Source organism: Nonomuraea sp. NPDC005730 (assembly GCF_040630865.1).
Classification (GTDB): domain Bacteria; phylum Actinomycetota; class Actinomycetes; order Streptosporangiales; family Streptosporangiaceae; genus Nonomuraea.
In genome coordinates this window covers 62,501-75,596 of sequence record NZ_JBEXYK010000052.1, presented here as the reverse complement: position 1 = coordinate 75,596, position 13,096 = coordinate 62,501, and the positions used below count along the sequence as shown (strand labels likewise).

At 69.8% G+C, this 13,096-nt stretch carries 8 protein-coding genes; 1 reads left to right on the top strand and 7 read right to left on the bottom strand.

Annotated features, from left to right (window positions below; all coding sequences use genetic code 11):
- Positions 1-299 precede the first annotated feature (299 nt).
- The 7 genes from ABZ444_RS38625 to ABZ444_RS38595 form a co-directional block, all read right to left on the bottom strand.
- Entirely contained in the window at positions 300-599 is a 300-nt protein-coding gene (locus ABZ444_RS38625) for a hypothetical protein (RefSeq protein ID WP_358008316.1), read from the bottom strand.
- The gene (locus ABZ444_RS38620) at positions 600-1,067 is read right to left on the bottom strand and encodes an acyl-CoA thioesterase (RefSeq protein ID WP_358008313.1); all 468 of its coding nucleotides are present in this window, start codon (positions 1,065-1,067) and stop codon (positions 600-602) included.
- The gene (locus ABZ444_RS38615) at positions 1,064-6,793 is read right to left on the bottom strand and encodes a type I polyketide synthase (protein WP_358008310.1); all 5,730 of its coding nucleotides are present in this window, start codon (positions 6,791-6,793) and stop codon (positions 1,064-1,066) included. Before ABZ444_RS38615 ends, ABZ444_RS38620 begins: the two co-directional genes overlap by 4 nt.
- Complete coding sequence (locus ABZ444_RS38610; protein ID WP_358008307.1) at positions 6,793-7,656, bottom strand: enediyne biosynthesis protein UnbU; 864 nt, start codon at positions 7,654-7,656, stop codon at positions 6,793-6,795. The genes ABZ444_RS38615 and ABZ444_RS38610 overlap by 1 nt, the downstream gene beginning before the upstream one ends.
- 67 nt (positions 7,657-7,723) lie before the next feature.
- Entirely contained in the window at positions 7,724-9,652 is a 1,929-nt protein-coding gene (locus tag ABZ444_RS38605; protein ID WP_358008304.1) for a CRTAC1 family protein, read from the bottom strand.
- A 49-nt stretch (positions 9,653-9,701) separates the two neighbouring features.
- A complete protein-coding gene (locus tag ABZ444_RS38600) occupies positions 9,702-10,640 on the bottom strand; it encodes a DUF1702 family protein (protein ID WP_358008301.1) in 939 nt (312 codons plus the stop codon).
- 600 nt (positions 10,641-11,240) lie between these two features.
- A complete protein-coding gene (locus ABZ444_RS38595; RefSeq protein WP_358008298.1) occupies positions 11,241-12,260 on the bottom strand; it encodes an aldo/keto reductase in 1,020 nt (339 codons plus the stop codon).
- Positions 12,261-12,314: 54 nt separating this feature from the next.
- On the opposite strand from ABZ444_RS38595, the gene ABZ444_RS38590 reads away from it, so the two are divergent.
- Positions 12,315-12,986 carry a helix-turn-helix domain-containing protein gene (locus ABZ444_RS38590; protein WP_358008295.1) on the top strand — a complete coding sequence of 224 codons (672 nt, stop codon included), beginning with the start codon at positions 12,315-12,317 and terminating at the stop codon, positions 12,984-12,986.
- The last annotated feature ends 110 nt before the right edge of the window (positions 12,987-13,096 follow it).

The window sequence follows — 13,096 nt, the reverse complement described above, 5'->3', positions numbered from 1 at the left end:
GGTAGCGCTGCGGGGGCATCCAGACACCTTGGCCCCCTTCGAGCTGGTCGTCACGCCGCCACGCCATACATGAACGATCTTCTCAAACACGCACTGAGGGTGTGGATTCGGATGGCGATCTCTTGTACATGGCCCATCGGGCGATCGCCGGCCGCTCCGATTTGATGACCGCTGTCTCCCAGGAGTGGGAACTTGCGATGACCGACCCGTGGCACGCCCAATGGCAAGAGATGGTAGGAGCGGAACGACGGCGTGGGAGCGAGAACGAGCCGTTGTTCTGCGTGATCGCAGGCGGGTGGTCACCTGGTGACAAGCGCTTCGGGGGAGACGCTCACCATGACGGCGCCCTGCCGGCCTTTCGCCCCCAGAAGGCCCCCGTGCAGCCGTTGCCCGCGCGGGCCGTCTGGGACGCGGCCCAGCAGATTCACCAGCGCGCCCATGGTTGAGGCGCGGCGGAAGACAGGCGGTGGGACATCGACCTCTGAGGAAAGTTCCGAATGCACGTTCTCGCGCATGTACGCGATGGCCGACTCGATCGGCCGGGCAAGGGCCGCGATCGTGGAGTGTGCCGCGCGGGCATCGGGCCGTCTCTCGTCCATTCACTCCGTGGCGGTGGACGGCGCCGGCGAATGTGTTCCGGCGCGCTTCGTGTAAGGGCCGAGCGCCGCGATGAGCTGCGCGGGCAGCGGAGCCGGCTCCAGGCCGGTGGATCGGCGCCGCATGAAGGCGACGGTCTGCCGGCCACGCGCGGCGAGTTCCGGGCCCGCGTCCGCGACGCGCTGGTAGTCGAAGATCATCGTTATCCGGTTCGTGGTGGTGTCGCACAGTGACATGTGCATCTCGATGAGATCCAGGGGCCAGCATTCGCGCAGGTAGTCGACGCCGCAAGAGACGGTGACGAGGGCGTGCCCGTCGTGCAGCATGTCCAGGACGCGGGGGCAATGTTCGGAGAGGAAGGCTTCGCGGCAGTGTCCCTGCCAGCGCACATAGTGGGCGAAGTAGGCGTTGCCGGTGAAGTTCGTCTCCTCGAAGGTGACACGGTGGCGGTGGACGTAGGTGCGTGTCATGAGGCGCCGTCCCAGGTGAGGGGGGTGCTCCCAGGTCGGTCCTCGTGAAGACAGACGGCGATCGCGACGGGGCTGGGTAGCTCGCGGATCGCGGTGACCAGACCGGCGATCCGCCGTTGTCCCGAATGCATGATCAGCCAGCCGTCGTCCCGGGTCTCGGGGACGAGGATGAGGGGATCGGAGGGACCGGCGCCGAGCTTGGCCAGGGCTTCCCTGGCGGTCCAGATCCGAGCGGCCGCCCAGGTGTTCGGCTCTCCCGCCGTGGCGGTGATCTGCCGAGCGACCTGTGCGTCTGATGTGCTCAGGAGCGAGTCCCAGCGTTGCGCGGGCGCGCCGTCGACGGCTTCCCAATCGACCGCGATGGGCCGCGTCCCGGTGGCCACCATCAGGTACCCGGCGTGATGGCTCGCGGAGGCGTACGCGCCAGAGACGATCAGCCGACCCTCCGGACTGTGGCTCACGGCGTGCTTCCCGTCCAGGAGCGTCCGCACCATACGTTCCGTGGTCGCGGGGGACGAGCGTGTACCGCTCGCGACGCAGACCAGATCGGTCGTGATCGAGGGGAAGAGCCGGTCGAGGGCGCGGGCCAGGTGCGGGCCGAGCATCTCCAGGGGCAGCGCTTGAGTGTCTGGCATCGGTCCCGTATCGGTGAGCCGCAGTCCACGCCAGGTCTCGATCACGGTGCCGTTCGCGTCGGTGACGTCGAGGTCGTAGACGAACGTGGCGCCGTCGTGGCTGCGTTCCCGGGCATGTACCTTTACAGTTCCTGTGGGAAATGCGATGCTCTGCACCGATTCCACCGCGACGGGCAGCACACGCCGGCCCGGTACGCAGCCCTGGAGCACGTGGATGTAGGCGTCGCGGGCACCGGGATCGCCTAGGAGCAGGTACGGATCGTGGAATCCGGCGAACCAGGTCGCGGTGAGGTCGGCGTCGACGAGCGCCTCGCATCGGCGTGCGGTGAGCAGCTCGTAGCGCCGGAGCCGGTGGAAGCGGGGGCCGTGGAAGAACAGGGTGCCGTAGTAATCACGGACGGCGTCGCCTGGGCCCTTGCCGGTGACGAGGGTGCGGACGGGTGCCCGGTCGGCGAACCGGCACACTGCGGAGAAGTGGTCCACCGCGTAGCCGGTCTCCGCGGCGCGCAGGACGACCTCGATCTGGCCGTCGTCGTGGCTGAGCGCCGCGAGCCGAACGGTGCGAACGCCGTCCGTCGGCACCGCCACCGGCCGGCTGAATCTGATGTGCTCGAAGGCGGGCGCGTCCGTGCGGCCGGCCACCGCCGCGGCGGCCTGAGCCATCGCCTCCATTCCCACGACTGCGGGCAGCAGCGCCCCACCGTCCAGCACGTGGTCTTCCAGATAGAGGTCTTCGGGCATGGACAGGCCGGCTTCAGTGACTAGTTCGACGCCCGGATGATGTATCAGGGGGCGTTGCAGAAACCGCCAGGTCGGCACCGCTTCCCGCTCGTACACCAGCGTCTGCCCCCGCGGATGCCGTCCGCAGACCATGACGTCGAACGGCAGGTCGTTCTCGGTGAGGAGGTCCATGAAGGCCGCGACGCCCTCGGGCACCGGGATGGGTACGACACCCTGACGAGTCAGCGTGTCAACAGCGCCGAGTCGTGCCCCCATGCCGGTGCCGGACCAGACCGACCATTCGATATTGAGGCAGCGGCATCGGGGCAGCCGCGCGGCCGCCTTCTCGACGCGGAGCCGCAGCCGCTCGTTGGCCAGCGCGTAGTCGCTCTCACCTGGCAGGCCGATCCGGGCGATGACCGACCCGAAGGTGATCAGCATGCGCAGGTCCGCCTCGTCGAGCTCGGTCAGAAGGAGGTCCAGGCCGCCGACCTTCGCGGCGAACGTCGCGCGCATGCGTTCCGGGGTTAGGTCCTCAATGCGTCCGGGCTGGTTGTGCCCGGCGGAGTGCAAGAGGCCGCGGATCGGTCCCAGCCTGAGAGCCTGCTGTACGGCATGCCTCACCGCCGCGGGGTCGGTGATGTCCGCGGACAGGTAGACGGCCTCCGTGCCTGCGGCCGCGTACCGCTCCAGGTTCGTGGCGACCTCCGGATCGTCAGCGCTGCTGCGGCCCAGCAGGACGACACGGGCGCGGGTGGCCTGGGCGAGTGCGAGGCCGCACTCTGCGCCGATTCCCTTGGCTCCGCCGGTGACGACGCACACATCTTCGGGTCCGAGCGGGAGGGTCCGGTCCGGGTCGCCGCGGCGACGCAGCCGTCGATGGCGTGTCACCGGCGTGGTCCGCCCGCCTCGGCCGTCGACGGTGATCTCGGTGTACCCGTGGAAGGCCCGCGATGCCTCCTTCGCGGCCTGCTCCAGCCCTGCCTTGGTAGCAGGTGCGTCGATCACCAGGCAGTCGGTGTCGGGACGTTCGGCTACGAGGCTCCGGCCGAGCGCGGCGCCCAGGCCCTGGTGGTGCAGGACGACAATCGGCACGTTCTCGGCCGCGGCCTCCTGGAGCGCGGCGGTGAGGACGTCGGCGGCGTCCTCGTCACCGGGCGGTAGCGCGACGAGCCGGCTCGGCGCGCCTTCTCCAGGCGGGAAGCAGGCGGAAAGCTCGGCGGCGAGAGGATGGTGTGTGGCCGACATCTTCCAGTCCCGGGCGGCGGCCCGACCGGGCGGCGGGGCGGGCACCCATCGGTGCTCGAACGCCCGTACCCATGGGGCGACCCCGGCGATGAGGGCATCGGGCTCTTGGCCGGCCTCGGGCAGCTCGTCCACGTAGGCGGCCAGGTCGGCGACCGTGGCGCCGGCCAGTGCGGGCGGCGCCACGGGCGCGGCCCTGCCCAGGCGCGCCGCGGCTTCGGCGGCGAGCCGGCCGACCTTCAGCGAGTTGAGGTGCAGATCGGTGAGGAGCCGGTCCTGCGGCCGTACTGCGGGCAGTTCCAGTTCGGTGACGAGCAGCTCCTCGACCACGGCCCGCGCGTCGCAAGCCGCCTCGGGCGGCACTCGACGCGCGGGCATCCCGGTCTTGGCTGGTTCGCCCGCTCCTTCGTGCTCAGGTGAGGCGGGAAAGGGCGTTTCGCACGGGCTGGTCAGCAACCGCCTCGGCTGTGAGGCGTCGATATGCCGTGCTCCTCTGCCGCGGACGAAGGCACCGGCGTTCGCACCGCAGGCGGCGAACAGGGCCGCCGTCACCTCCGCAGCGGGGCGCGCCGAGGGGTTGCCGCTGTCGAGAGCGAGTACCGGCACGCCCGCCTGCTCCGTGATGCCGGTGAGCATCGTGCCCGGCCCGGCTTCGATGAGCAGATCGGCGTGGGCGAGCAGGCCTTCCAGGGCGTCGGCGAATCGCACCGGCGCGGTGAGCTGCTCGCTCAGCAGGGCGGCCAGGTCGACGTCGGCGGTGATCAGCTTTCCGGTGACCGAGGAGTACACGTCGCGCTGCGCGGGACGGAGCCGGGCCGCCTTGAAGTGCGGCTCCAGTTCCTCGGCCGCCGGAGCCATGACGGACGTGTGAAAGGGGTGGGACACACGCAGCCGCGTCGCCTGCACCCCATGCTCAAGCACCCGAGCCAGAACCGTCTCCAGGTCACACGCGGGACCGGCGACGGTCACCGACGCGGGACCGTTGTAGGCGGCGATGACGGCCGCGGTGCCCTCGACGAGACGTCGGGCCGACTCGGGACCGGCGGCGAGACTGATCATGCCCCCTTCTCTGGGCATCTGGCCCATCGCCTCGCCCCGCGCGCGGGCGAGCCGCAGGACCTCCTGCTCGCTCAGCGCGTCGGCCCAGCACAGTGCGGTGAGCTCGCCCAGGCTGTGTCCCGCTGCGCCGACGGCGGTCACGTCCAGCGCGGCCACGTAACGTAGCCCGGCGAGCGAGGAACGCACGACGGCGTGCTGTGCAACGGTGGTGTCGGCCGTGCCCGCCTCCACCGGGCCGTCGGCGAACAGGTCGCCCGTGTCGACCAGCCGCCCCGTCCAGCCTGCGTCGGGATACACCGGCGCGGCCTGACCGGGCAGCAGCAGCCCGAGTCGTGCCGGTCGGCGTCCCCACAGGAACGTCCCGGCACGCACGCCGACATGCGCGTCCTCCCCGGCCATGACGAGCCCGAGCGCACCCTGCAGCCGATCGGCGAGCATGGAGGGGCCGTCCGCGACGACGGCCGCCCGCCAGGGCCGGTCGCGTGGGGCCCGCCGGGTGAGCGTCACAGCCAGGTCGGTGAATTCGGCGTCGGACAGTTCGGCGGCGTGCCCGGCCAGCATCCGCAGCTCGCGTGCGAGTCCCTCGCGGTCATCGGCGCCGAGCGTGAGCACCTCCCAGCCCGGGGCCCGCATGCTCAATCGCCGCTCTCTCGCGGTCAGAGTCGTCCGCCGGCCGGGTCGTGCCTCGGACACGACGATGTGGGTGTTGACGCCGCCGAACCCGGCGGAGGTGACCCCGGCGCGGCGGTGCGGGGCGCACCATGGTTCGGCGTCCTGCGCCGTACGGAGCACCGGCGCGTTGCCGGTCAGCTCGAGACGCGGCGACCGGCAGCCGGTGGTCGGCGGCAGCAGCTCGTGGTGGACGGCGAGAACGGCCTTGAGCAGGCCGGCGATGCCGGCGGCCGCCTTGGTGTGGCCGATGTTGGCCTTGATGCTGCCCAGCACCGCAGGGGTGCCCTCGCGGCCGGCCCGTCTCAGCGTGGCAGTGAGCGCGTCCAGTTCGACGGCGTCGCCGACCTGAGTGCCCGTGCCGTGCCCTTCGAAGAGATCCGCCGTCGCGGGTGAGAAGCCGGCCATGCGGTAGGCGCGGTCCAGCGCGAGTGCCTGACCACGCTGCTCCGGCCGGGTCAGGCCGCCCGCGCCATCGGATGACACGCCCCAACCGCGGATGAGGGCATAGACCCGCATGCCGCGCTCGTGGGCGTGGGACAGGCGGGTGAGCGCCACCATTCCGCAGCCTTCTCCGGGAAGGAAGCCGGTCGGATCACGATCGTAGATACGCATCTCGTCCTCGGCCAGCGCGCCGAGGCGGGCGAATCCAACCAGTTCGAACGGATCCAGGCTCAGGTCGACCCCGCCCGCCAGGGCGAGGTCCAGTTCACCCCGCTGCAGCGCGGCACACGCGTTGCTCACGGCGAGCAGCGACGACGCGCAGGCGCCGTCAACGGTGTAGCCGAAGCCATGGAAGTCGTAGTGGTTGCATATCCGCCCGGCGATCGTGCTGGCCAGCGCGCCGGCCAGCGACTCGTCCCCGGGTACGGGGAACGGCCGCTTGAAGTCCTCCTCCAGGCGGGCCAGCATCCGGTCGCGCTGCTCGGGCGTCAGGCCCTCGGCTGACAGCGCGGCGGCGACGGTACGGCGCACATACGGCCAGCGGGTGCGTAGTCCATGGGCCCGGGTGACCTCGCCGGTCAGGGAGTTGCCGATGACCACGCCGACCCTGTCACGGTCCAGCCCCTCGCCGCCGGGTGCTCCGGCGTCGTTCAAGGTGGCGTCGGCGACTTCGAGTGCCAGCCAGTGCGCCGGATCCACAGCGCGAAACAGGGAGCCCGGCACTCGGAAGCGCTCGCGGTCGAACGTCCAGCCCTCCAGGAGTGCCGCACGCTTGACGTAGGTGGTGTCGGCGGCCGACCGGTCGGAGGAGATGTAACCCCGAGGGGCGAGCCGCTGGGCGGGCAGCCGGCGGAACGCCTGTCGCCTCGCCAGCACGCTCTCCCACAGGCGGCTCGGGTCGTCCGCGTCAGGGAAGCGGCATCCGATTCCCACGACCGCGATGGGCTCGTCCATCAGGAGTTCCTCGATTCGGCGGCCACCTCGAGAGGGGTGGTGACAGGGGCGGGCCGCCGGTCGGGGGCCGTGCGTCGCCACAGGTTCAATGCGGCCAGTCCCAGCCAGCGCGTCACGCAGACCGACGTCAAGGCGAAGAACAGCCCGAATGACACGCCGGCCGCCACCAGCACCCCGTAGGCGGCGGCGACGGCCAGCCCGAACGCGACCTGGCGGCGGGGGGCGACCGGGGTGCTGCCCGGGTCGGTGATCATGTAATTGGTGTAGAGGATGAACGCCACGCCGCTCATCGGCAGCAGCGCGCTCGGCAGCCAGACCTCCGTCAGCACCGCCCGCACCACGGCCTGGAGGACGAACCCGCCCAGCCATCCGAGGATCAGCGGCATCTTTCCGGTCAGCTGGGCGTTCAGCATGGTCCCGGCGGCAAGGATGGCGAGCGGGATCACCCATCGCCACAGACCGGGGCTGTACTCGGTGAACTGGTACGGCGGCGCGATGCCGACCCACGGGAACAGCAGGAGGACGACGGTGATTCCGGTGTTGGACGGGTTCAGGACGTGCCTGAGCCGCCCGTGGACGCGTATCCGGACGACGTACTTGGTGGCGATGGCGACCGCGACCGCGAGCATGTACGGGGCCAGCCGGTCGTTGGCGAAGAGCAGCATCGCCGAGGCCAGCCCGGCGATGTGCGCCGGAAGCAGGAAGTCGGCGAATGTCGCCGCCGAGCCCAGGAACCGGGGCCGCCGTCGAGAGGCCAGGGCTTCGAGGCTCTCCAGGGTCAGTTCGACGGCGTAGGCGGTCAGCACCGTCACGATCGGCGTGAGGTATGCCTGCTCGAAGCCGAGCCACGCATGCCCCAGCACGGTGAGGACGGTGATGGACAGTGCGAAGCGTCGTAGTGCCTTGATACGCCGTTGGTCAGGCGAGAGTTCAGCGGCCACGTCGGCCTCCGTTCGACGAGCCGTGCTCCAGGATCACGGTGTGCCATCCCGGCCGCAGGGTCCGGGTGATGCGGTGCAGGCCGGATGAGTCCCGCCAGGTGATCTCAGCGGTCACGTCCCGCAGCGGGCGGTCGCCCAGGCCGAAGAGCAGGTCGGGGCTGGACACGCCGGTGTGCCCGTTGGCCGGGTAGACCTGCTGGGTCTGCGTGGGGGAACCCGGTGCCGACACGGTGACGCGGGCGCCGATGGCCGGGGTGAGCGCGCGGTCACGACCTGCCGGTGCCGGCACCCGCAGCCGCAGGCCCACGTGGTCACCGACCGGGCCGGCGTTGCGGTAGAACGTCGACCGGCCCCACTGATTGGCCACCGCGAAATCCAGACGGCCGTCGGCGTCGGTGTCGGCCAGGGCGAAAGACCGGCTGGGCGTCTCCTGTTCCAGATCCAGCATGGGGGACAGGTCTGTGTAGCGGCCCTGCGGCGTCCGGACGAAGAATCTGTTGTGCGCGGCCCCGGACAGATCGTCCCCTGGCCCGAAGTCCGGCCAGGCGATGGGTTCCCGCAGCAGGGAGTCGTTGGTCATCGCCAGTTCCTGAAGTTGAGGCCAGCGGTTGGTCTCCCCCTTGATGAACCCGACGGCCTGCAGGATCTGCTGCTCGCCGCTGTTGGTGAAGTCACCGGTCTTGATGTCCCAGGCCCAGCCGGACCTGGACAGGCCCAGTTCCTCGCTGCGGTCCTGGTACGGGGCAACGCCCTTGAGCAGGTCGTCGGCCGTTCCGGCGGGGGCGAACACGAAGTTGCTCTCCTGGAGCGCGTAGGGGAGCGTGATGTTGCTGACCAGGATGTGTGGCAACGGATCGGGGCTCAGCTGGGCGAACGCGACGCCCATGCCCTTGAACGAGTCACGCCCGACGACCTTCGACTTCGGCGTGGAGGGCGTGCGAGGCCCGGCGGCGGTCGTGAAGCGGACGCGGCCGGGCGAGGAGCGGTTGACCAGCAGGTGGTCGCGTCCGAAGTCGTTGGCGAGGTACAGCTCCGGCAGCCCGTCGCCGGTGAGGTCCTGCGCGCCCGTGGCCAGCGTCCAAGAGGTGCGAGCGTCCGGTGGCAGAGCCTGCGGTTCTTCCTGGAAGGAGGCGTCCGGAGCGGCCCCGCCCAGCCCTCGCTTCCACCGCAGCACGTGCGTGGTGCCGGCGCCCGCGGCGTTGGACATGCCGTCCTGCATCTTCATGAGCGGATCCGGCCCGGCCTCCGGATCCAGCACGCGGGCGCCGTCGGCGAAGTAGTTCCCGACGATGACGTCCGGACGGCCGTCGCCGTCGACGTCGGCGATGTTCACGGTTTCGGTGTTCCAGATCCGCGGAGGCGAGATCAGTTCGCGTGACTGGAAGCCGTCCGTGGTGGGGGGCCGATCGAGCCCGTCACGCCGCAGGTACAGGACGGGTGACCGCCCCCAGTAGGAGACCAGGAGGTCAGTGCGCCCGTCCTGGTTGAAGTCGCCCGGCACGCAGCCCATCGGCGCCATCGTCGCCGGATTCCACCACAACCCCTGGGGCGTCAGCCGGAACGGCGTGAAACGATCACCCGTGCCCGGCGCCGGGCGTACGGTCACTGAGTCATCGCGCGGGTCCACCAGGCACACATCGCCGTCGCGGCCGCTGCCTGCGATGTCCGCGATGGCCACGGCCGCGCCGACCGCCGAGATCCACGCCGAGATCCGGGCGAGGCCGGGTGCCACCCGACGGACCGTTCTCGCGTGTGCGGGATCCCCGTCCAGATCCATCCGGACGAAGCGAAAACGCTCGGCCAGTCGCGCCCGCTCGTCCTCCGCCACGGTCGGCTCCCGGCTCACGATCACGAGCGCCCCCACGACCGCGAGCGCCACGGCGGGCACCAGCAGTCCGCGCCAAATTCGTTGCAACACGATCCCCCCGCACACGTGCTGTGATTTCTCGCCGTACTCTTCGATCCGTCTACTCGGCTCCGGCGAGCCGGCGAATCTCACGTCGCCACAGGAGGAATTCCTGGACGGTCCCTTCACCGGAGAGCGAGGCAGCCGCCTTCTGCGTCCAGTCGGCGGCGGTGTCGACATCGACGCCGGTCAGGCGGCGTACGGCCGCCCGCGTGTACCCGGGCACATGGCCGGCGCGACGCCGTGCCTCTGCGGCGAAGGCGGCCCCCTGGGCCACATGGACCCGATGTCCGGCGGACAACTCCGCCAGACGGCCGAGTTCCTCCCCGGTGGCGCCGCCGGCGTAGGTCGCCGCGAGCCCCACACCGCTCCACAGATGGGGCCGGTGCTCCGGAGGGGCGGCCTCGATCGCGACCGCCACCGACTCAGGGTCAGCGGACTCGATGAACCACAGACTCCGGCCCATGCCCTGGCACCGGACAGCGTCCGTCGCGCGCAGCGGACGGCGGCTTCTGTGTCGTCGCAGCGCGCGTCGGCCACCGAAGAACCCGAGGGAGAATCCCCATCCGTCCAGCGCGAGCCACCCGAGCAGAGGATCCAGGCTCAGCAGCCGGCGCGCGCCCGGGTAACGGAGCCGGGCAAGCGCCCATCCCGCCCCGACGTGGATCACGTAGGGGTGCTCCTCACCCGGCCCTGCGAGCAGCGCCTTCGTGCGGCGTCCTCGGGACAGCAGAAGGCCGTCCATCAGGGAGCACGCCATCGCGGCCCCTTCGAAGGCGAAGCCACGCTCCTCGGGCTCCACCGAACCGAGCCGCACGTGCACCTGGCCGATCGGAGAACCGGCCATCGCGGTGTTGAACCCGTACAGGAACGATCTGGCATGCCCTTCGAGGACAGCACGGCTGACGGGACGATTCAGGGCGAATCCTCGCTCGGCAAAATCCGCGAGCCCGTCCACAAGCCGAAAACGGCTGAAAACAAAGTTCCGCCACCCGGACATTGACGACCAGCACCTCAAGGAAGTTGTCGGCAATTGCGCGACAACGCAACAATTCTCGCAATATCGAGAGCATAGCATGGGGGAAAGGGGAAATTTCGACCGATTTGCCAGGGCTGGCATGCTATAGCACATGCATGCATTCGGCGGCATTGCCAAGTAATTTCGGCGCCATCGGACATGCTTTAACGCAATAGCCACCTGGAACGAGAACATCCCCCGCGGGCAACGGCGTGTCCTCCTGCGGGGTCTCCGGACCAGAACCACCGCGAACCCGCGCATGCGCTGCTCTCCGACGGCTGGCGCATCCGGCGGAGCCATCGTCTGATGGCCGCCGCCCTGGCCTCTCGTCCAGTTTCGCGAAGACCGTCCAGATGCGTCTTGGGTATCTTCTCCGACACGGCACTGGAGCAAGTCAAAGGAGAAAGACTTCTCCTACCTGGAGAACAATGCCGATTCTCACTGGGAAGGAGATCCGATATGACCGGGACCACCATGGGCAGGTACCTCCTGCAGTGCGCTGTCGGCGCTCAACGGCAAGTACCATGCGAGGGTCCGCCCGCAGTTCTTGCGGCCGCGAACGACTCCTGCCATGCCCAGCGCCTACGGCACTCGGCGGTCGAAGCGGCCGAGCGAGGGGCCGTAGACGAACTCGCGCGACATCTGGATGAAGTTCTGCGGGAACCCGAGTGGAAAGGCACTGGCCTCGTCGAGCCGGTCCACCACCTCCGACGGCAACCGCAGTTCGAAGGCGGCGAGGTTGTCGGTGAGCTGGTCGAGAGTCCTGGCGCCGGAGATCGGATGGATCCAGGTGCGGTGCGCCCGGGTCCAGGCGAGGGCCACCTGCGAGGAGGAGACGCCGAGCTCGTCGGCGACGGCGTCGACCTCGGCGGCGATCGCCAGGTGGTGGTCGGGTACGGCGTCGCGGCTGATCCTGGACCCGGCGGCGGCGTCGGTGCGGGTGAACTTTCCTGACAGCACACCGCGAGCCAGCGGCGCCCACGCGGCCACTGACAGGCCCAGGGTTTCGGCCATGGGCAGCAGCTCGCGCTCGATATCGCGCTCCAGCAGGCTGTAGGACAGCTGCAGGCCGATGAACGGCGTCCAGCCGCGCAGTTCGGCGATGGTGTTGGCGCGCGCGATCACCCAGGCGGGCACGTCGGAGAAGCCCAGGTAGAGCACCTTGCCCGCGCGTACCAGGTCATCGAGAGCGCGTAACGTCTCCTCGATCGGGGTGGCGGGATCCCAGATGTGCACCCACAGGACGTCCAGGTAGTCGGTGCCCAGGCGCCGCAGGCTCTCCTCCACCGATCGCCTCAGGTTCTTGCGGTGGTTGCCGGAGGCGTTGGGGTCGTCCCCGTCCATCGACAGCGTGTACTTGGTGGTGAGGACGTAGCGGTCGCGCTCCTTGGCGATCAGTTCACCGACGATGCGTTCGCTGGAGCCCTCGGTGTACCTGTTCGCCGTGTCGATCATGTTCCCGCCCGCCTCGGCGTACGCGGTGAACATCCTGCGGCATTCCTCGAGCGGAGCGCCCCAGCCCCAGTCCTCGCCGAAGCCCATCGTCCCGAGGATCATCTCGGACACTCGCAACCCGCTCGTCCCGAACGTCGTGTATCTCATGGAAAGGACTGTACATAGCGTCTAGACAAGCTGTCTAGCCGCTAGAATTCCAGAATGGAGGCGAGAGCGGGCCGTCGCGCCCCACGGCCGAAGGACGACGACCGTGACCTACGCGAGGTGATCCTGGCCGCCACGCGCAGGCTCCTCGACGAGCGGCGCTTCGACGAGCTGAGCGTGGCCGACATCCTGGCCGCCGCCCAGGTGGCGCGCGGCAGCTTCTACTTCTACTTCGCGAGCAAGCACGAGGTCCTGGCCGAGCTCGTCCGTCGCGCCATCGCCCGCGGCCACGAGGTCGCGCAGCCCTGGCTCACGCACGACGAACCCGACCAGCGGCGGGCCTCCGTACGGCACGGCATCAGCCACGGCGCCCGCCTGTGGCGCGAGGAGGCGCCCGTGCTGCGGGCCATCGTGGAGAACTGGCGCACCGACCCGGAGCTCACCGCACTCTGGCACGACCAGATGGCGAGCTTCACGGCTGCCACCACCGAACGCATCACCACCGAACGCATCACCACCGAACGCATCACCACCGAACGCATCACCACCGGGGGTGCCACCGCGCCGGACGTGGATCCGGCCGCCCTGGGCGCGGCGCTGACCTGGCTCGGGGAGCGCCTCTACTATCTCGCCGCCCTCGACGTGGCACCCTTCAACGACGAGGACACCCTCGTCGAGGTCCTCACCCACATCTGGATGACCTCCCTCTACAGCGAGCCGGGAGCCTAGGCGCCGAGATTCGGAGTGCTCACTCCCGAGTGCGCAATCGTCTCTTCCGCGGTCTTCCGACCACCGGGACCGCCGGACTATCATGGACGCCGCGCGCGCGGATTCCCACG